The organism is Shewanella sp. SM21 (assembly GCF_025654335.1).
Taxonomy (GTDB): domain Bacteria; phylum Pseudomonadota; class Gammaproteobacteria; order Enterobacterales; family Shewanellaceae; genus Shewanella; species Shewanella oncorhynchi.
In genome coordinates, this window is sequence record NZ_JAKKRL010000001.1 from 496708 (window position 1) to 517137 (window position 20430).

Annotated in this window: 15 protein-coding genes and 1 rRNA gene; 6 read left to right on the top strand and 10 right to left on the bottom strand. The window is 45.5% G+C overall.

Annotation, left to right across the window (positions count from 1 at the left end):
* Positions 1–12 precede the first annotated feature (12 nt).
* Positions 13–1884: a vWA domain-containing protein gene (locus L5L94_RS02030; protein ID WP_263160905.1), complete on the bottom strand. Its 1872-nt coding sequence runs from the start codon at positions 1882–1884 to the stop codon at positions 13–15.
* 232 nt (positions 1885–2116) lie between these two features.
* Here L5L94_RS02030 and dauA point away from each other — a divergent pair, with 232 nt between their 5' ends.
* From dauA to L5L94_RS02050, 4 genes are all read left to right on the top strand, one after another.
* The gene (gene dauA, locus L5L94_RS02035) at positions 2117–3880 is read left to right on the top strand and encodes a C4-dicarboxylic acid transporter DauA (RefSeq protein ID WP_173496303.1); all 1764 of its coding nucleotides are present in this window, start codon (positions 2117–2119) and stop codon (positions 3878–3880) included.
* 268 nt (positions 3881–4148) lie between these two features.
* Positions 4149–4640, top strand: coding sequence for a 5-(carboxyamino)imidazole ribonucleotide mutase (gene purE, locus L5L94_RS02040; protein WP_028760937.1), 492 nt, complete (start codon positions 4149–4151; stop codon positions 4638–4640).
* Positions 4640–5743 (top strand): 5-(carboxyamino)imidazole ribonucleotide synthase, encoded by a 1104-nt coding sequence (purK, locus tag L5L94_RS02045; protein ID WP_113941630.1) that lies wholly within the window; start codon positions 4640–4642, stop codon positions 5741–5743. Before purE ends, purK begins: the two co-directional genes overlap by 1 nt.
* A 163-nt stretch (positions 5744–5906) precedes the next feature.
* A complete protein-coding gene (locus L5L94_RS02050; protein ID WP_105249953.1) occupies positions 5907–7160 on the top strand; it encodes a sensor domain-containing diguanylate cyclase in 1254 nt (417 codons plus the stop codon).
* Between the two features lie 193 nt (positions 7161–7353).
* Here L5L94_RS02050 and L5L94_RS02055 read toward each other — a convergent pair whose 3' ends face one another.
* The 5 genes from L5L94_RS02055 to L5L94_RS02075 all read right to left on the bottom strand — a co-directional run bounded on the left by L5L94_RS02055 (position 7354) and on the right by L5L94_RS02075 (position 13889).
* Positions 7354–7971: a hypothetical protein gene (locus L5L94_RS02055; protein WP_081729062.1), complete on the bottom strand. Its 618-nt coding sequence runs from the start codon at positions 7969–7971 to the stop codon at positions 7354–7356.
* Positions 7972–8136: 165 nt separating this feature from the next.
* Complete coding sequence (locus L5L94_RS02060) at positions 8137–8601, bottom strand: hypothetical protein (RefSeq protein WP_168823560.1); 465 nt, start codon at positions 8599–8601, stop codon at positions 8137–8139.
* Positions 8598–10247, bottom strand: a complete 1650-nt coding sequence (gene gshA / locus L5L94_RS02065) for a glutamate--cysteine ligase (protein WP_263160907.1) — start codon at positions 10245–10247, stop codon at positions 8598–8600. Before gshA ends, L5L94_RS02060 begins: the two co-directional genes overlap by 4 nt.
* Positions 10248–10432: 185 nt before the next feature.
* Complete coding sequence (locus L5L94_RS02070; protein ID WP_263160909.1) at positions 10433–13285, bottom strand: M16 family metallopeptidase; 2853 nt, start codon at positions 13283–13285, stop codon at positions 10433–10435.
* 178 nt (positions 13286–13463) lie between these two features.
* Entirely contained in the window at positions 13464–13889 is a 426-nt protein-coding gene (locus tag L5L94_RS02075; protein WP_263160910.1) for a YqaA family protein, read from the bottom strand.
* 291 nt (positions 13890–14180) lie between these two features.
* Here L5L94_RS02075 and L5L94_RS02080 point away from each other — a divergent pair, with 291 nt between their 5' ends.
* Complete coding sequence (locus L5L94_RS02080) at positions 14181–15434, top strand: dicarboxylate/amino acid:cation symporter (RefSeq protein WP_263160912.1); 1254 nt, start codon at positions 14181–14183, stop codon at positions 15432–15434.
* Positions 15435–15666: 232 nt separating this feature from the next.
* Positions 15667–15834, top strand: coding sequence for a hypothetical protein (locus L5L94_RS02085; RefSeq protein WP_168823570.1), 168 nt, complete (start codon positions 15667–15669; stop codon positions 15832–15834).
* 166 nt (positions 15835–16000) lie between these two features.
* Here L5L94_RS02085 and L5L94_RS02090 read toward each other — a convergent pair whose 3' ends face one another.
* The 4 genes from L5L94_RS02090 to rrf form a co-directional block, all read right to left on the bottom strand.
* Positions 16001–17131 carry a sodium ion-translocating decarboxylase subunit beta gene (locus tag L5L94_RS02090; RefSeq protein WP_263160914.1) on the bottom strand — a complete coding sequence of 377 codons (1131 nt, stop codon included), beginning with the start codon at positions 17129–17131 and terminating at the stop codon, positions 16001–16003.
* A gap of 8 nt (positions 17132–17139) precedes the next feature.
* Entirely contained in the window at positions 17140–18966 is a 1827-nt protein-coding gene (gene oadA, locus L5L94_RS02095; RefSeq protein WP_263160915.1) for a sodium-extruding oxaloacetate decarboxylase subunit alpha, read from the bottom strand.
* Positions 18967–18977: 11 nt separating this feature from the next.
* Positions 18978–19244: an OadG family protein gene (locus L5L94_RS02100; protein ID WP_263160917.1), complete on the bottom strand. Its 267-nt coding sequence runs from the start codon at positions 19242–19244 to the stop codon at positions 18978–18980.
* 959 nt (positions 19245–20203) lie between these two features.
* Positions 20204–20319: ribosomal RNA gene (gene rrf, locus L5L94_RS02105) — 5S ribosomal RNA — on the bottom strand.
* Positions 20320–20430 lie beyond the last annotated feature (111 nt).

The window sequence follows — 20430 nt, forward strand, 5'->3', positions numbered from 1 at the left end:
AATTTACTTTTACTATTGTAATCTCTCATTGCGCGTATTGCTCTTGTCTCTCACTGGCTCGCCATGAAGCTTATCTTGGGGAGGAAAAGGTTTATCCGTACCATCGAATACCTTCTTAATCGGCACATGATTAGATTGCTCTATGGCCGCGGCGGTTTCCATTAATTGCACAAACTCATGGCGATATCCAAAGGGATCGTCCCCTAATGCCGAACGTGCTAACTGGCTTAACTTAGTATAATCAAATTGATGTAGATAATGGCTGCCATTCAGTAATTGCCCTAATCCTGCAACCGCTGCTGCAAATCTAAAATCATCACTCGCTTGTTCTAACAGCTTAACATTTTGGTCTAACCTGATGGGATAACTCAGTAACTGACTCTGTGTTTGTTCTGGCAACTTGTATCTCAGTTTAAGGAAAGCGATTTCTTCACGGCTGTATTTTTCTTGCCCCGTTTGAACATCAACGCCATATCTGAGTTTATCATTCGCCATCTGTCCTGCTTCAACATATCTTAATTCATATAAGGCAGTCACTGTATGACCCGCGCCAATTTCGCCCGCATCCACCTTATCGTTGTTGAAATCCTCACGTGCTAAAGCACGATTCTCATAACCAATTAGACGATACTCAGACACTAAGGCCGGATTAAACTCCACTTGCACTTTGACGTCTTTAGCAATAGTGAACAAACTTGAACTTAACTCGTCCACCAGCACTTTTCGAGCTTCATTCAGGGTATCGATATAGGCATAGTTACCATTGCCCTTATCCGCTAATTGCTCCATGAGTTGATCGTTGTAATTCCCCAAACCGAACCCTAAGGTTGTCAGGCCAATACCATGATCTTTTTCCTTCTCAATCAAGGTAATCAAATCATCAAAATCTGTCATACCAACGTTGAAATCACCATCAGTCGCGAGGATGACTCGATTAATACCATGGGGGATAAAATGCTTTTTCGCCAATTGATAGGCTTGTGTGATTCCTTGCCCACCATTGGTTGAACCACCAGCGCTCAATTGCTCTAACGCATAGGTTAAAGTTTGAGTGTCATTACCCGACGCGCCATCGAGCACCACACCAGCAGCCCCAGCATAAACCACAATAGAAACTTTATCCTGCGCACTTAATTGCGCCGTCAGCAACTTGAGTGCTGTTTGCAGTAAAGGCAATTTATCAGCAGATGCCATAGAACCTGACACATCGAGCAAAAAGACTAAGTTACTGGCGCCTAACTGAGATTTAGGTAAGTCATACCCTTTAAGACCAATCCGTAACAGCATCATGTCATCGTTATAAGGGGATGGCGCAAACTCTGTCGTAACGCTAAACGGCGCGGCATTTTTAGCAGGTAAGGGATAATCGTAGGCAAAATAATTAAGCATTTCCTCGACTCTGACTGTACCTTTCTCGGGCAAGCGCCCTTCCCTCAGCATCCGCCTTAAGGTGGCATAACTGCCAGTATCAACATCGATGGAAAACGTCGATACTGGGATTTCTCCGGCCACCATGATGCCATTTTGCACCAGCGGCTCGAATTTATTTTGTGCTAACGGAATCGCGGCATAGTCTGACGGCATTGGGGCTATGTTCATTCCCATCACTGCACCATGGGTAGACATTTGCATCGGCGCCGCGACTCTGGCCATCTCAATCTGAGTAGCATCACGCATTTCAGCACGGCGCAGTGACACTTCTTTATGACTCTGTTCGGCTTGCAGCTCGACTTGTCGTTGTTGAGCCTCAGAGCCTTTACCGCCACAGGCCGTTAAACTCAGCATGACTAAGAATAAAGCTGCGCTATTGCTCGCCGATATGCTGGCGTTTCCCCAAGGTAATAAGGAATGTGTAATGGTTTTCTGGGAGTATATTGTTTTCATGTTGAATGCCTTTGATGTTGACCTAAGGCTGTAAACGGCGCAAATGACTAAAAGGGTTAAAGTATCAAAATATTTTACAAACCACTCTTAAATGAGAATCAAACAGCCTCCAAGCACACTATTTATACAAAACAAAGTATTTTCAATCGTTTTTGCAATCAAGCTCACACTGCGTCTTGTATCAGGTCACTAAAATAGAAGCTTGTTACTCGCCTCGCTATGGGACCCACTCGTGTCACACTCAGCTCATTTGTTTTCCCTAAGAATCGCCCACGCACTCACAGAAGCTTGCGTGAAGGATAAGTATTCGTTTAAACGTTTTGGGCAAGATCTTCTTGCAGGTCTCACTGTCGGCATTATTGCCATACCGTTAGCAATGGCATTAGCCATTGCCAGTGGAGTTGCACCTCAATACGGTTTATACACTGCGATTGTCGGCGGTTTTATTATCGCCATATCTGGCGGCTCACGTTATAGCGTGTCAGGCCCGACAGCGGCATTCGTGGTATTGCTCTATCCAATAGCCCAACAATTTGGTTTAGCAGGATTATTAATCGCAACTGTGATGTCCGGAATGATACTCGTCGGCATGGCAATGCTGCGACTTGGCCGATTAATTTTGTATATCCCTGAATCCGTCACCTTAGGCTTTACCGCGGGGATAGGTGTCGTCATCGCGACCTTGCAGCTCAAAGATTTTTTCGGACTCGAGATAGCCCAGATGCCAGAGCAATATCTGGCTAAGTTGATGACATTAGCTCAAGCGCTACCCTCGGTGCATTTACCTAGCCTACTGGTAGCATCCGCGACCTTAGCGACTATGCTACTTTGGCCAAAACTCAAAACACCCGTGCCAGCGCACCTTCCAGCTATTATACTCGGCACTATGTTCGCCTTGGTTCTCAATGCTATGGGTGCAGATATAGAAACCATAGGAACCCGTTTTCACTATCAACTGAGTGATGGCACCACAGGCATGGGAATTCCTGCCGTATTACCCAGTTTCGAATGGCCTTGGCTGCAAGCTGGCGCGAATGGCCAAGCCTTTCAGTTTAATCTCGCGACCTTTCAAGCCTTATTACCTGCCGCCTTTGCCATTGCCATGTTAGGTGCAATTGAATCGCTACTGTGTGCAGTGGTGCTCGATGGTATGACAGGTAAACGTCACAGTGCCAACAGTGAATTACTAGGCCAAGGTATAGGTAATATCATCACGCCGTTTTTTGGCGGTATTCCGGCCACTGCAGCAATTGCCCGTAGCGCGGCAAACGTCAAAGCGGGCGCTCAGAGCCCGATAGCGGCGATGATCCACGCCATAGTAGTCTTAATTGGTTTAGTCGCCTTAGCGGGCGTATTAGCTTATTTGCCCATGTCAGCAATGGCTGCCCTGCTACTTGTTGTAGCTTGGAACATGAGTGAAGCCCACAAGGCACTACATTTAATTAAAACTGCGCCCACCAGCGATATCATGGTTTTTGTCAGTTGTTTTTCATTAACGGTTATTTTCGACATGGTGATCGCCATCAGTGTAGGAATTATCCTTGCTGCCTTGCTGTTTATGAAAGAAATTGCTGAGATGACAAAGCTTTACGATATCAGCACCAACAAGCGTTATGTGGATCAAGAGCTACCTGCCGATTGGGCTGTCCTCAAAATTAACGGGCCGCTATTTTTCGCTGCTGCTGACCGCATTTTCTCCGAAATCGCGAGTCTCACTGAAGATAAACAAGTGATAGTGCTTTATCTCGATGGAGTATCTATTCTGGATGCGGGAGGATTAGCCGCACTGACGAAGCTGATTGAAAAATGCAAAGCGAATAAGACTAAGCTCATTATCGCCGATCTGCAGTTCCAGCCCATCCGAACACTGGCGAGAGCGAAGATCCAGCCAATTGAAGGTGTATTGAAGTTTTACTCGACCCTACGTGAGGCAATGACAGAAGCGCCAGTTATCACTCAGCAAACTGAAATCACTGCGGATAAGCAGACACAGTAAACCAGTAGCACGATCTCAGGGCTTAATGTTGCTGACTTATCTCAAAGGCCAACCTCAGGGTTGGTCTTTTTTATTGCTCCATCACCTCACCTATTCATCGCCGCGAAAGACGTTTTTTCACACGCAAAAACGGGCAGAAATCGCTAGGATCATGGTATTATTCAGCGCCATGATGCTAGCTACCGATGACGGCTAGACAAGCATCAACTGTACCTAGACCTGAAACAAGGTCAAAATATAATTAAAATTAGTGAGTTAAGGAGTTATCATGCAAGCCCTTGTTGCTGTTGTTATGGGTTCTAAAAGTGATTGGCCCACAATGGAAGCCGCCGCTGAGATAATGGATAAACTGCAAGTGCCTTATCATGTTGAAGTGGTTTCCGCCCATAGAACGCCAGATAAACTCATGGAGTTTGCAGCCTCTGCCGCCGAACGTGGTTTTAAAATCATCATTGGTGGCGCCGGTGGTGCAGCGCACTTACCCGGTATGATTGCCTCTAAAACTCGCTTACCCGTATTAGGTGTACCAGTCCAAAGTAAAGCCCTGTCAGGTATGGATAGCTTATTGTCTATCGTTCAAATGCCAAAAGGCATCGCCGTCGGCACCTTAGCCATAGGCACAGCGGGCGCATTCAATGCAGGATTATTGGCCTGCCAAATCCTTGCGAATAACGATGCAGAATTAGCGGCTCGTGTTGACGCTTTCAGAGAAGAACAGACCCGTGCGGTACTGGACAATCCAGACCCGAGGGAAGTCTAATGACCCAGACAAACACTAAACCTAAGGTTTGGGTATTAGGTAATGGTCAGCTGGGCGCCATGTTGACCCACGCTGGTGAGCCATTAGCGATTGAAGTTAACGCCGTCGATATCATGACACCTACGGATGACATTCTGCCACTCGCGCCCCACGACATTATTACCGCCGAGCGCGAACAGTGGCCAGAGTCCGCCCTGAGTTTACAACTCAGCTCACACCCCCATTTTGTTAATGGTCCGGTATTTAGCCGTTTAGCCGACCGTTTTAGCCAAAAAAGTCTACTCGACCAGCTCAGTGTTCCCACGGCGCCTTGGACCTTAGTCGACGATAACACCCAAGTCGATACCCTGTATCAGCACTATGGTCCTAGAGTCTTGATGAAACGCCGTACTGGGGGTTATGACGGTAAAGGTCAACATTGGCTAAAAGAAGCCGAAGCGGGTGATATTCCAAACGATTGGCGTAACCTTGCGATTGCTGAGCAAGCGATTAATTTTGATGAAGAAGTATCATTGGTTGGCGTGCGTACTCGCGAAGGCGAATGCGTGTTTTATCCGCTGACGCTGAACTTACATCAGGACGGCATTTTAATGGCGTCGATTTCGCCACTGGCACGCTTAAGCCCTTTGCAAGCCCAAGCCGAAACTATGCTCAGCGCTATTATGCACGAACTTGAATACGTTGGCGTAATGGCGATGGAATGCTTCCGTGTTGGCGATGAGCTACTGGTGAATGAGCTGGCGCCGCGAGTGCACAACTCTGGCCATTGGACTCAAGCCGGTACCCATATGGATCAATTCCAGCTGCATCTTAGAGCACTTTGCGGAATTGCGATCCCACAGCCACAAGTGAATTTTCAGTGTGTTATGGTCAACCTTATCGGTATCGATAATGACCCTCGCTGGTTAAGTTTGCCCAATGCTGAGTTGTACTGGTACAACAAAGAAGTGCGCCCGGGTCGTAAAGTCGGACATTTAAACCTATCAGTGCCAAATCAAACTGTGCTCAACCAGAGCATAGCCGCACTGCAAACTTGGATGCCAATCCAATACCAAGCACCATTAGCTTGGATATTGGCAGAATACGCAGAAAATTCGCGTTAATTCAGTATTTAGTACCAAAATCACTGATATGAAATTGTTCACAGTTTCATATCAGTTTATATTTCAATTTTCGTTATATACTTAACTGAACTCAGTGTGAATACGTTAGTGATGTATAGCATTCAATGATTACTAGCAATGACACAGATAAAGGAATAGTCGAGTGAAATTAAGGGATAATTTCAAACGTAAGACCATAGATCGCTTAGATTATCGCTATCATCTGCTACTGCTTATAGTGCCGATATGTCTATTCATCCTGCTGTTTATCTTTAATGCACCCACAGAAAATTGGACTATCCTGCCCTTACTGTTTGTTTGCATCATTTATATTTTTGCCTACAGCCTAATTTACTATTTGCATCAGGGCCGTTTAACTCGACTATGGCAGCATTTAGAGCAAGTCGTCACCATCAACGATGCCATCTATGAACTCGCCCATCTCTCGAGCCATTATAAAAATGAGCATGCCTTTCTGGACGCCTTACTCAATAAAGCCGTGTACGTGATTAATGGTGCCGAAATGGGCAGCATCATTAAAATCAACGAGGTGAATAATAAACTGTATTTTGAATCTGTCGTGGGGCTCGATTTAGCAAAGCTCAGACAACTGGATTTTACCTTAGAGCAAACTTTTGAATATCGACTCACTGAAGGGAGATGCGATCAAGTGGTGGTCATCAATGATATGAAGAATATCAATGCGGCTAGCACCTTAACGGAAGATGATCAAAAAGTGTTACTCTCAGTGTCGAAGCAGCCGATACGCTCAACCCTGTCTAGCCCTATTCGTATTGATGGCAAACTGTATGCCATGCTCAATCTCGATAGCAGTAGCATTGGCGCCTTTAGCGATTACGACCGCAATCTTGTCTCTATCCTAACTCACGAAGCTAGCAATGCCATTGCGCTCTATCAGAAGTCACTGCAGATCACTAAACTCGCCAATTTTGATCCATTAACAGGACTTTATAATCGAAAGAATTTTGAAGATGAACTGCACCACTGGCAGCACAAACCTCACTTAGGCAGTTTTTTAATTATTATCGATATGGACAATCTCAAGTCCATTAATGATGCCTATGGGCACCAGATGGGTGATGTTGCCATCAAGCGAACAGCCACCGCAATGCTCACCTATTGGCAAAATAAAGGCATTATTTCCCGTTTTGGTGGCGATGAATTTGTCGCTTTATGCCATGGGCCGTTAGCTCAAATTGAACAAGACTTAGATGATATGCGCAAAACCTTGAATCAAGGTTCAGAGCTTAGCCTAGGTTTTAGTTTTGGTATTGCACCCTTCGAAGCCGATTGGTATCAATCCTTTAAGACTGCAGATCATGCTATGTATGAGCAAAAGCGTGCGAAGAAAAAAGCCATTCAGGCATTAGAAACCTTCGCAGTGAAAGCGCAATAAATCAATTGAAGTCAGTTGCTGCAGCCGATGTCAAAAGGCTAATATCAACAATCAGTAAGCGTCGGAGTTGAATATTTGAGTTTACTATCTCAATTAGCTATCTCAATTAGCTATCTCGATTAAATATCTAAATTGAACACCGACAGTCAGCCACTCTCACTTAAGTGGCTGACAATGATATAAAAACGTAATCTTAACCAAAAAATAAACGCCACAGCCAAGATGAATCTAAATCTTCTTGGCAGGTTTTATATTGAGCCGCGTAGCGTTTCGACCTCGCATCCACCTTGTTCGCCACTTTCACTAACCACGCCTTAGATTTATAACTACCACGGCGATAACCGCCCCAGCCCTCGTGATAATTAAGATACTGCGCCCGCGCATCCCATTTAGATACGCCATTTATCTTATGGGTTTTGCTGATAAACCAGCCCATAAAATCCAAGGCATCATCGAAATCACTGCGGCTCGACCAACTGTTTCCCGTCTCACGCACATAATCATCCCACGTCATGGTCTTAGCCTGCGCATACCCATAGGCATCACTGGCACGGCCAATAGGGATAAAACCTAAAAAGTATTCCATCGGTGGCGCGGCATTGTGCTTGAATGAGCTCTCTTGATACATCATAGCTAACGGCACATGCACTGGCACACCCCATTTATCACGGACATCTTTAGCTGCATCGTACCAATCTCGGTGTTCTTGAAATATCTCACACAAATTTTCGGGAGACTTAGGCGGAGATGTCGCGCAACCTGACAAGATGCCGAGACTTGCGCAGAGTAAGATAGCGGAGGATTTATTCATTAATATCATGTTCTTTGGAGAGTTAGCTCGCGCCATGATGTCATAGACTCAGGCTGAGGCAAGCATAAAAAGCCTTTTTGCGCTTAGAAGATCTCAACGCTAGGGGCTAAATCAATATGACTTAATCGTATGTTGCTGGCTTACCACTTGAACTTAACAATTTGGCTATTTCGTTTCGGGACTCAGCTCAAACTGACACTCATGATCTTCTTGCTGCCACACGCCGGGTTCCCAATACGCAGTGTCTTTACCCATATAGCGCTTATCGGTGTGAAATAACGCACCGATATGATAACGCTGATGACTTTCAACATTGAGCTTGAATACTTTGGGTGTCCGCGCGGCAAGCGTGACTGACAAACTTGGATCATCAATCAGCTCCGCAACGGTAAATTCATATTCGCCAGGCGCTAACTGATAATTAGGCTTAGAAACGACTGCCTGCCCGTTTAAATGGGTCACCACAACTCGATACCAGTGAGTACTGGCATCGGGCTGCAAATAACCCGACACAGTACCACAGCCCAGTGGGTCTTCAGGTGACGCGGCGCAGCCAGATAACAAGGCACTGAACACAATCAAAGCTGCGCGGGCACGTAGGCCAGTGAAAGAGAATAACCCCTCTTTCACGGCTTCACTCCAAAGTAATCTTCCAGATAATCATCGAATGAAACTGCACTCTGCGCCGCCTCTAGTTCAGCTTGCTTGTTAAGCGAACTGGATGCTTCAGCTTGATACTGCGCTATGGTCTCGCTCGACAAGGGATAATCGATAAAGTATTGGTAGTATTGCTGCGCTAACGTCATTACCCACTGACCATGATCTTGGCCCTTGTTGATCACGTTTTGAAGTACTTGTCCCGACAGGGTTAAATTCGGATCTTCAACCGCTTTACGCCAATGGGCCAAAGCCACTTGATAATCCGTCCCCTCACCATCGAGCAATACTGCCAAAGGTTGCAAGGCATCAAACAACTCTTCTAACCAAGATTTAAGCGAACGTGAACCGTCTGCAGTTAATAACTCAAGCCCAGGTTTACGGCCTTCAAGCACCACAGCTTTAAGATTCGCGCTTAATCTCGCCTCTTCGCTCGCCTCAGACTTAGGCGACTGCGTTAATAAACAATAGAGTAGGAATAAATCGAGGAAACGTACTTGTGTCGACTCAATGCCAACTGGGCTAAATGGATTAACATCCAACGCTCTCACTTCAATGTATTCCACCCCCGCACGGGCCAAAGCTTCAGACGGTTTCTCGCCACTACGTGTGACCCGTTTCGCACGGATTGGCGAGTAGAACTCGTTTTCAATCTGCAATACATTGGCATTAAGTTGACGATACTCACCATCGACTTTAACGCCGATATTAGCAAAGTTTGCTGAAGGCATTTTAGTGGCAGCATTCACGCCAGCCAGATACTCAGGCAAAGAGTTATAGCTGATATTTAGATCTTCTTGCTCTTTGTTGGTGTAGCCTAAATCACTCATACGCAACGAAGTGGCATAGGGCAGATACAGAGTTCCGTGGCCCGTTTTTTCAAACTTGAGGTCGGTTTTTTGATCTTTAATAAAGGAGCTACATAACGCTGGCGAGGCACCAAATAAATAAGGTAGTACCCACACTAAACGGCGATAGTTACGGATCAAGCCGAAATAGGATTCTGAAATAAAATCATCGTAAGTTAACTCTTTATCACTTAACTCATACAGGCTTCGCCATAATTCTTGCGATACCGAAAAGTTAAAGTGCACCCCAGAGATGATCTGCATCAGGGCACCATAACGATAGGTTAACCCCTTACGATACAAGGTTTTCATCATGCCAGTATTCGATGAGCCATAGCGGGCAACGGGGATCTGTTGCTCATCTTTCACATAGCAAGGCATGCTCACGGGCCACAAACGCTGACCATTTAAGTGGCGCACGCTGAAGGCATGAGTCTCAGTTAACCCAGTGAGAAGTTGCTCAACATTGTGATTTACTGGCGTAATAAACTCGAGCAAGGCTTCACTGTAATCCGTCGTAATACGTGAATGCATTAACGCCGAGCCTAAGGCTTCGGGATGCGAGTCTGTAGCGAGATAACCAAACTCATCAATCCGCAACGCCTCACGTTCTATGCCACGTAACATACCCAAGAGTGCGGTGCGCCCATTGGCGTCCGAGAGATGTTGTACTAATTCATTGAATGACTTCAATTTGCGCTTCTCTAATTGGTGATTCGCTATCGCGACAAGGTTAACAGTCAGACCTTTATTTTGAGGCTTATCTTGCAAAATATGCCTCAAAATAAATCTAAACCTGTCTGTGGGGCAAGCCAAATTCACACCTTGTATGATTAAAAGCAGACGGTGACAGCTAATGCTGTCACCGTCTTTCGATGTAAATCCGGTAAATATAGAGCAAATAGTCGTTAACTAATGCACCCGTCTATCTACCTATATAAGGGCGAAATACTAATTTACAATACTAAAGTTTCAATTGGATAGCCCAATACCGCTAAATCCGCTTCAATTGTCGCTTTATCTCCCACCACCAGAATCACCATTTTATTGATATCTAGCTCGGAAGCCGCGAGGGCATTGAGTTCATCTTTTGTTACAGTATTAATGATCTTGTCCTGTTGAGTCGTAAAATCTTGACTCAATTGGTAACGTTGGATCATCCGCATAAAGCCCGCTTTTTGATACGGTGTTTCATAATCAAGAGCTTGCCCTTGAGAGACTGAATTACGCATAAAGGCAAGTTCAGCATCTGTCATGCCCTGCTGCTGATAAGCACTGATTTCTTTTACAAACTCAATGAGTGCTTTCGCCGTCACGTCACTGCGAACGTTACTTGATGCGACAAAATCGCCCACTTCAGCACCGCCAGTAAAACGAGTGCGAGCACCATAGGTATAACCTTTATCCTCACGTAAATTCAGGTTGATACGGCTATTGAATGCGCCGCCTAACGGATAATTCATCAGATAGGATTTAAAATAATCGCCTGTGGCATCGTAGGGTAATGCGCGCTTGGCAATATTGATTACCGATTGCGCCGCACCAGGTTTATCAATCACATAAATTGTGCCGCCTTTTAATGCAGGGAGTGGCTTAAGTGGCGGTACCACAGCTGCTTCTCCTTTCCACTGGTTTAATCCCGCTAGTTTAGGCAGCAATGCAGATTCAGATAAATTAGCAACAGTGACAATTTTAGCGTTGCCGCCTTGATACTGCTGGGCATAAAACGCTTTTACATCGGCTAACTTAAGCGCCGCGACTGAATCGAGCGTACCAAGATCATTCACACCTAACGCATTGTCTTTACCGTATAACAAAGACGACAACGCCGTATCAGCCAGATAGCTAGGATCGGACTGCATATGCTGGATCTGTTGTAATTGCTGCTGTTTCACTCGCGCAAAGTCAGCTTCGCTGAACGCTGGTTGAAACAGCTTTTCTTCCATAATCGCCAGCGTCTCATCTAAATGTGCTGTCAGAGCCGATACTTTGATCGAACTTTGATATTCAGACGCACTAAAATCGACACTACTACCTAGCATTTCTAAGGCTTGTGATAGTGCTTCACTGCTGCGCTTCTGGCTCGATTCATTAAGCATTTCCGCAGTCAGCGTTGCTAAGCCTGCTTTTTCGACGGGTATGAGTCTGTGGCCACCATTGAGATAAACAATTAACTCAACTGTTGGTGTTTCAGTACTTTGAGTGCCCATGACTTCGATGCCATTGGCTAAGGTTTTTGTCCAAATTTTAGGTACTTTGAGCATAGGTGCAACGCCAGATGCAGGCATCTTAGTCCGATCAAAACTTGAAACAAGTTCAGGCTTGGGCAAATCCCCCTCTACCGCAGTGTGTGCAATCGGCAACGTTGCAGGCGTGAAGTTATCCGCATGAGCAATAAGTGACGTCATTCCCTGCGGCACCACACTCATAACCACCATAGGTTTATCTTTAATGTATTGCTTAAACACGCGCATCACATCGTCTTTGGTCACATTGGCATAACGATTCAGATCTGAGGCAATCATGTTCGGATTGCCCGACAGCGTTTGGTTCATCGCTAAGGTCGACACTTTGCCAGAAACACTCTGCAGGCTATAAATGGTATCAGCCTCAAACTGCACTTTGACTTTTTGCAGATCGTCATCGGTAACGCCACGTTGCTCAAACTCCTTAATCGAGTCGAGGATACGTTGCTCCAGATCCGCCAATTTGCCGCCCTTTTCAGGATTGGCTAAAGCATAAATCGACATCTGACACGCAAGCTCTTGACAAGGATGACTCACATTAGCCTGCATGGCATAACCGTCCTTAACCAAGTTTTTATATAATAAGGATGTTTTACCACCACCTAAAATATTGGCTAACAGATCGAGCGCGGCCTCATCTGAATGTCTAGCGTATACGGTTGGAAAACCAATACGGATCAAAGGTAAGTGCACTTGATCTTCCATGGAGAGGTAACGCGTCTTGTCTAAGTTAACCAGCGCCTTTTGCTCTAACGAGACTTCAGGACCGCGGGGGATTTCACCAAAATATTTATTGACCCAGGCTAAGGTTTGCATTTCATCGAAATCGCCACCTATGGTCAAGGTCGCATTGTTAGGGCCATACCAACGTTGGAAAAAGTGTTTAACATCATCAACCGTGGCGCGATTAAGATCGTCCGGCCAACCAATTACAGGCCAAGAATAAGGATGACCGACAGGATACATAGCTTGGCTAAAACGCTCACTCATGCGGCCATAGGGCTGATTATCGATACGTTGTGCGCGCTCGTTTTTGACGGTTTCGCGCTGCACTTCGAATTTTTCACTAGTGAGTGCCGGCAACAAAAAGCCCATACGGTCCGACTCGAGCCACAACATTTTTTCTAATTGATTGTTGGGTACTGTCTCAAAGTAATTGGTTCTGTCGGTATTGGTCGTGCCATTTAGGGTACCACCGGCTTCGGTAACCACTTCAAAATGCTGTTCATCGGCAACATGCTGCGAGCCTTGGAACATCATGTGTTCAAATAAATGCGCAAATCCCGAACGCCCAGCTAATTCACGGGCAGAGCCCACATGATAAGTGACGTCGACATGCACTAAGGGATCGGAATCATCTTGATGTAAAATAACCGTTAACCCATTGGCTAATTGGTACTTTTTGTAGGGGATCCCTACTTGCGAATCGGCCAATTGCACATTTTCGATAAGTTTAACGCCTGTGGGCAAGTTCACCGTAGTCGTTTCAGATGCACAACCCGCAAGTGCGGCAGAAATTGCGACCGCTAATATCCATTTCTTCAAAACATTCCCCTCATACATCAATGGGCCAAAAATACAGCTTCATCATAGTGCTGCGTAGCGTCATAGTGCGCTTAAATGATTAAGCATTGGGATTTATGACTCGCAAAATTAACACTAAGTTCCTATCTATACAGTAAATTCAGTCTAAACGGAAAAACACTCCACACCCTTGACCATTAAATGCATCCTAGCGCCATCATGCCATCCATTGCAGCACGGCAGCGGCAACAATTAAGTAACGAATTGTTTTACCAATTAAAATAATCACCAAAGAGGGAATTAGTGGTAGCCTCAACCAACCCGCCAATAAACAGAGAATATCGCCGACAACTGGTGCCCATGAGAGTAACAACGCCCACACGCCGTAGCGTTCAATCAAGGCGAGCCCCTTTGCGTGTTTACCTGTCGCTAACGCTTCTGGTGATTTTGCGAGGCGACCTAAGCGGCCTAAGTAGAAACTGGTCATCGCGCCCAAGGTGTTACCAATACTGGCCACCACGACTAGCGCAACCCAAGCCTCTGGGGTATTGTTTAATAGCGCCATGAGTAAGACTTCAGATCCCCCCGGTAACAAAGTGGCCGCTAAAAAAGCGCCGGAGAACATAATACCTAACTCAGTCATAATGGCTTACTCAATGATAAATCTCTCTTTTTGTATTCAATGCGATGAGGTTTGCCATGGGTTAATTGAATGTTTCACTTAATCTTTTTACAACAAACTCACTTATCACAATAAGTTATAAGAAAAACGGTTTGTTATAACCCTAGCTCTGTCGATACAATGGTTAACTATGGCAGGCAATAACCATGCGCATGACTGAGAGCGCGTTAACATCACGCTCAACTCGTTAAATACGAATCCTATCATCGCAGGCCTATTGGCTCACTCTTAATTTATTTTTCTGGAATATGCATGATCCTTCAAACCATTAGCCGCATTCCGTTTTGGCAAAAAGTCTTAGCAAGCTTTATCTTAGGTGCGCTCGTTGGCGTTATTTTAGGTGAAAGCGCCACAGTGCTAAAACCATTAGGTGATCTGTTCATTGGGGCCATTAAGATGTTGGTCGCGCCTTTGGTATTTTGTGCCATTGTCGTGAGTATCACATCGCTCAACTCGCAAACCAGTCTGAAACGCCTGAGCTTGAAAACTTTGGGTATGTTCATGCTGACAGGCACAATCGCCTCTCTGATCGGCTTAGCTGTGGGCTCAATGATCGACATGGGTGGCACCATGCAACTCACAACGACTGAAGTGCGCGAGCGTAATATTCCCGGTTTCGCACAAGTGTTGCTCGACATGATCCCTGTAAATCCTTTTGCTTCACTCGCTGAAGGCAAGGTACTGCAAATTATCGTGTTTGCAGCTTTGGTAGGTATCGCTATCAATAAAGTCGGCGAGAAAGCAGAGCCATTAAAACGCACCATTGAATCAGGTGCTGAAGTCATGTTCCAACTGACTCGCATGGTCTTAAAACTCACTCCTATCGGTGTGTTTGGTTTAATGGCATGGGTTGTGGGTGAATATGGTTTATCGACTCTACTGCCTTTAGGTAAGTTTATCGGGGCTATCTACATTGCCGCTTTTATCCACATCATCTTTGTTTACGGTGGCTTAGTGAAATTTGTCGGTGGTTTAAGCCCACTGCAATTTTTCCGCAAAGCTATGCCAGCGCAGTTAGTCGCCTTTAGTACTTCCTCAAGTTTCGGTACTTTACCTGCGAGCACCCGCGCAGTCGAAACCATGGGTGTATCAAAACGTTATAGTGCCTTTGTGATGCCATTAGGTGCGACCATGAACATGGACGGCTGTGGGGGTATTTACCCTGCGATAGCCGCTATCTTCATCGCCCAGATTTACAATATTCCGCTCGACACACTGGACTATGTGATGATCGCCGTGACTGCGACAGTGGCTTCTGTTGGTACCGCTGGCGTACCAGGAAGTGCGATGGTGATGTTAACTGTCACCTTAGGTGTAATTGGTCTGCCACTTGAAGGCATTGCCTTTATCGCCGCGATTGACCGTATTATCGATATGATCCGCACAGCAACTAACGTAACGGGCGATATGATGACTGCTGTTGTGATTGGTAAATCCGAAAATGAACTCGATGAAGCACAGTTCTATTCGAACGACAATCAAGACGTTACACCTGTGAGTTCGTAGCAATAACAATATTGTATAAAAAGTATTAAGCTAAATAATCAGTACCATTGACCACAGTAAGAGACCGCTTCGGCGGTCTCTTTTATTATCCTGCAAACAGTCTTTGATCTATTGGCTTTAGAGACCACAATCGACTTCGACAGTCTCTATTAACTGCAAAATAGGTTACTCAACTAAGATCAAGCTGTTAGACTCTAAAACTACTCTAACTCACACTTTAGCAGAACAGACAATGACGAGACTCTTCCTTATCCCGCTGATCCTATGTTTGTTTTGGGCGTTATTTTTAAAAGCCAACAAACTCACGCTAAAACAAGGCCGGCGAGGTTTTATCTACATTATCGGTATAGGTGGCGGGCTGATTTTAATCCTTATGGCATTACTCTGGTTAACGGCTTAGGTTAATACCAAGGATTCATTTCCTAAATTAGTGACTTAACAAAAAGCCAACTCAATACTGAGTTGGCCTTAGTGATAAAACAGCGTTAACGACTAGAATAAATTCGAAGATAAACCCGCTAAATTTACCCACTCAGTCAAGCCCAATCAGTTAACCCACTCTGTCATCAACCCAGCACGGCAAGTAAAATCCCCGCAGCCACAGCAGAACCTAGCACTCCCGCCACATTGGGACCCATGGCGTGCATTAACAAGAAGTTGTGTTGGTTGGCCTCTAATCCAACTTTGTTCACGACTCGTGCTGCCATAGGTACAGCCGACACCCCTGCGGCACCAATCAACGGATTAATCTTACCACCCGACAACTTACACATCAGTTTTGCCATCAATACACCTGCAGCAGTACCAATGCCAAATGCTAAAGCTCCCAATACCAAAATTCCTAAGGTTTCCAGTCGCAGGAATTGGTCGGCAGATAACTTAGAACCGACAGCTAGACCTAAGAAAATCGTAACGATATTGATAAGCTCGTTCTGCGCCGTTTTCGATAATCTATCCACTACGCCAGATTCGCGCATCAAGTTACCAAGACAAAACATACCCACTAACGGCGTAGCCGCAGGTAAAAAGAGGATCGTTAATCCCAGCACCATCAAAGGGAAAATGATCTTTTCCTTCTTACTGACATCGCGCAGCTGCTCCATTTTAATTTCGCGCTCGGCTTGGGTTGTTAGTAAGCGCATGATCGGCGGTTGAATAATCGGGACTAGCGCCATATAGGAATAAGCCGCGACCGCAATCGCCCCCAATAACTCAGGCGCCAGTTTGGAGGCTAAGAAAATCGCCGTCGGTCCATCGGCACCGCCAATAATCGCAATGGCCGCCGCGTCCTTCATAGTGAACTCAAATCCCGGCACTAAGTTCAGCGCTATTGCGCCAATCAGTGTCGCAAAAATCCCAAACTGCGCAGCAGCCCCTAATAACAGAGTTTTAGGATTCGCGATCAAGGCACTAAAGTCGGTCAGCGCACCAACACCCATAAAGATCAATAGCGGAAACACCCCAGTCTCAATCCCCACATGATAGGCGTAATACAGCATGCCACCTTCTTCGGTAAATCCCGCATGGGGAATGTTCGCCAGCACTGCACCAAAACCAATGGGCAACAATAGCAAAGGCTCAAAACCACGTACGATGGCGAGATACAAGAGCAAAGCGCCCACTGCCATCATCAACACTTGCCCGCCAGTAAAGTGAGCGATTCCCGTCTCGGCCCAAAAAGCCATTAAACCTTCCATAATGACTCCTACGCCAAGGCCAATAATTGAGAACCCACAGACACTGAGTCACCTTCTTTCACCCAGATCTTAGCGATAATGCCATCGCCCTGTGCACGAATTTCAGTTTCCATCTTCATCGCCTCAAGGATGATCACGACATCGCCTTCACACACTCTATCGCCTGGAGAAACATGCACTTTGAAGATGTTGCCCGACAAAGGCGCGCTCATTTCAAGCCTGATTTCACCATGGCTTGTTGATGGCGTTGTACTCTCAGTCACAGATTGCACAGCATGAACACTTTGTCCCTGTGGCTGGATTTGCGAGATCTCACCGCCTGCGGCGACTTCAACTACGTACTCTTGCCCTTCGACAGTTACCGTGTAGGTTTCAGGGCCACGATCCGTAATATTAGAAGCAGCAAGTACCGAAGTCAGCTCAGGCTTAGGCTCAAAGGCGTTCGGATCGTCACGATTCTTTAAGAACTGCAATCCTATTTGTGGGAAGAGTGCATAGGTCAGCACATCATCGTCATGCTCTGAAGATAGGCGAATGCCTTGTTCCTGTGCTTTATCAGCTAACTCAAGCCGTAATTTAGCCAGCTCTGGCGTTAATAAATCAGCAGGGCGACATGTAATGGCTTCGGCTCCTTGTAAGACTCTCGCTTGCAATGCGGCATTGACTGGCGCAGGCGTCGCGCCATATTCGCCCTTAAGCACGCCTTCAGTCTCTTTAGTCAGTGACTTATAACGCTCCCCCATCAACACATTAATGACCGCCTGCGAGCCGACAATCTGCGATGTAGGTGTCACTAAGGGCAAAAAACCTAAGTCAGCACGCACGCAGGGAATTTCTTCCAAGACCAAGTCCATCTTATCGGCCGCGCCCTGTTCCTTAAGTTGGCTCTCCATATTGGTCAGCATGCCACCAGGCACTTGTGCACGTAAGATCCGCGAATCAATGCCTTTCAGCGCGCCTTCAAACTTAGCGTACTTCTTGCGTACTTCACGGAAATAAGCGGCAATCTCCTCAAGCAATACCATATCGTAACCAGTCGCACGCTCAGTATCTTCCACCATAGCGATAACTGTTTCAGTAGCAGTATGTCCATAGGTTTGGCTCATCGACGAAATTGCCGTATCGAGCACATCGATACCCGCTTCAATGGCTTTCTGGTAAGTGGCGGTACTTAATCCTGTCGTCGCATGGCAATGCATAGATAACACTAGTTGCGTTTGGGATTTTAGTCGACTGATAAGCTCAAACGCTTCCATCGGCTTAAGCAACCCCGCCATATCTTTGATACACAAAGAATCACATCCCATATCTTCGAGACGTTTTGCCATATCAACCCAAGTCTCTATGGTATGCACTGGACTTGTGGTGTATGAGATCGTCCCCTGCGCATGGCCGCCAACTTGGCGCACCGCTTTCACCGCAGTTTCGAGATTACGAACATCATTCATTGCATCGAAAATACGAAATACATCGACGCCATTAGTATGAGCACGCTCAACAAAACGCGTGACTAAATCATCGGCATAATGGCGATAACCTAATAAGTTTTGGCCACGCAGCAACATTTGCTGCGGCGTATTCGGCATTGCCTTTTTCAACTCACGAATTCTGTCCCAGGGATCTTCACCAAGATAACGAATACAGGCATCAAAAGTCGCCCCGCCCCAAGATTCCAATGACCAGAAACCGATCTTATCGAGTAACGGCGCTATAGGTAACATGTCATCAATGCGTAAGCGCGTCGCTAAAATGGATTGATGCGCGTCCCGCAATACGACATCAGTTAAAAATAATGGCTTAGCCACTGCTGTCGTAGAATTAGATACAAAAGTCATACTGCTCCCCATTACTTAATCTGTGAACGATACTGCTTTACCGCTAGTGAAATCGCAGCGACCAAGCTTGGATCTAAAGGTTTAGCATCAGATTGCGCTACCCTCTGCTGACTTTTAGCATGATTTTTAGCAAAACGTGCAGATGCAGTATCGACTGCACACCAACGCGCAACCAAATGAATCCCAAGGATTAGTACACTTAAAAATAAATAAACTAAGCCCATCCCCAAAAACATAATGCCAACGGCATCCAATAAAGATTGCGTTACATCCTCCATATCTCCCCTACCCCTTACTCTCTAGATCCCTATCAACAGCGCGATTGCCCGAAAATCATCGCTATCGCATTACAAGTTCAAAATTCATCAAATGAACAGCTCCAAACTATGGTTCTTCCGTAAACAGACACATAGCGACCACCAATCAGAAAAATTGAATAAAAAATCACATTTCAAAGCTAACTAATCACACAACAAGAAAACCAGCTGAACTCAACCTGCTACGAACATAACCAATTGATAACAAAAAAACCATATCAGTGTAAATTGGTCTTACCAACATTAAGTAAATCCACAGGCGGCAAGTTATTAATCCTCATAAATCGAGCGATTAATTCAATATTCCATAATGAAAAAAGCATAATGTTGGATTTAAGCTGAAGTGATGTCTTAGGCTAAAAAATGATTCCTAAATTGAAAACAACGAGCATAGGAATAAACCAAGTGAAAAAATATGCAAATTTAACAATCCAAGCTACTGCCATCTGACTAAGTGGCAAAATAAAAATGAATATTGTTCTGAAGACATTGTTTGAAGAAGAGGAATGGGTTCAATTCAGCAAATTAAATCAACTTAAATGCCCCCTAGATACCAACACAGAGCAGTGCCTAGCAATACGGTTGGTGTGTGGAACGGCTATCTTAAAAGATAAGCAACAGTGCTACCTGAGCTAGAGCTCAGGCGTTTAGTTATGCGCAGAATTAAGCAATAGGACGAGAACGAAATAGGAAATCCTAGGACCGACAAAGAACTCAGTAATTGAAATGGCTAGTGAGTTGGTGAGTTGGTGAGTTGGTGAGTTGGTGAGTTGGTGAGTTGGTGAGTTGGTGAGTTGGTGAGTAAAAATAGCGGAGAAACATGCAAGCTGAAAGAAAAACTGACTAATTTCTACAAATTGCAGACGCAAAAAAGCCAGCTTATCAGCTGGCTTCGTTGCATCTCAATGAGATAATTAGGCGCTTGGCGATGACCTACTCTCACATGGGGAGACCCCACACTACCATCGGCGCGTTTGCGTTTCACTTCTGAGTTCGGGATGGGATCAGGTGGTTCCACAAGGCTATTGTCACCAAGCAAATTCTGTTTATTACCGTGTCCATCGCTGGCTCACGCTAATAATAATTCGGAAAGCTGATTTGCTTTGTTTGAGTTCAACAAGTACAAGGATGTACTTGATGTCATAAA

Excerpts from the sequence above, each read along its gene's own strand:
- L5L94_RS02030 (WP_263160905.1), bottom strand. The coding sequence starts at position 1,884 with ATGAAAACAATATACTCCCAGAAAACCATTACACATTCCTTATTACCT.
- purE (WP_028760937.1), top strand. The coding sequence starts at position 4,149 with ATGCAAGCCCTTGTTGCTGTTGTTATGGGTTCTAAAAGTGATTGGCCC.
- purK (WP_113941630.1), top strand. The coding sequence starts at position 4,640 with ATGACCCAGACAAACACTAAACCTAAGGTTTGGGTATTAGGTAATGGT.
- L5L94_RS02055 (WP_081729062.1), bottom strand. The coding sequence starts at position 7,971 with ATGAATAAATCCTCCGCTATCTTACTCTGCGCAAGTCTCGGCATCTTG.
- L5L94_RS02070 (WP_263160909.1), bottom strand. The coding sequence starts at position 13,285 with ATGTATGAGGGGAATGTTTTGAAGAAATGGATATTAGCGGTCGCAATT.
- L5L94_RS02075 (WP_263160910.1), bottom strand. The coding sequence starts at position 13,889 with ATGACTGAGTTAGGTATTATGTTCTCCGGCGCTTTTTTAGCGGCCACT.
- L5L94_RS02080 (WP_263160912.1), top strand. The coding sequence starts at position 14,181 with ATGATCCTTCAAACCATTAGCCGCATTCCGTTTTGGCAAAAAGTCTTA.
- L5L94_RS02085 (WP_168823570.1), top strand. The coding sequence starts at position 15,667 with ATGACGAGACTCTTCCTTATCCCGCTGATCCTATGTTTGTTTTGGGCG.
- L5L94_RS02090 (WP_263160914.1), bottom strand. The coding sequence starts at position 17,131 with ATGGAAGGTTTAATGGCTTTTTGGGCCGAGACGGGAATCGCTCACTTT.
- oadA (WP_263160915.1), bottom strand. The coding sequence starts at position 18,966 with ATGACTTTTGTATCTAATTCTACGACAGCAGTGGCTAAGCCATTATTT.
- L5L94_RS02100 (WP_263160917.1), bottom strand. The coding sequence starts at position 19,244 with ATGGAGGATGTAACGCAATCTTTATTGGATGCCGTTGGCATTATGTTT.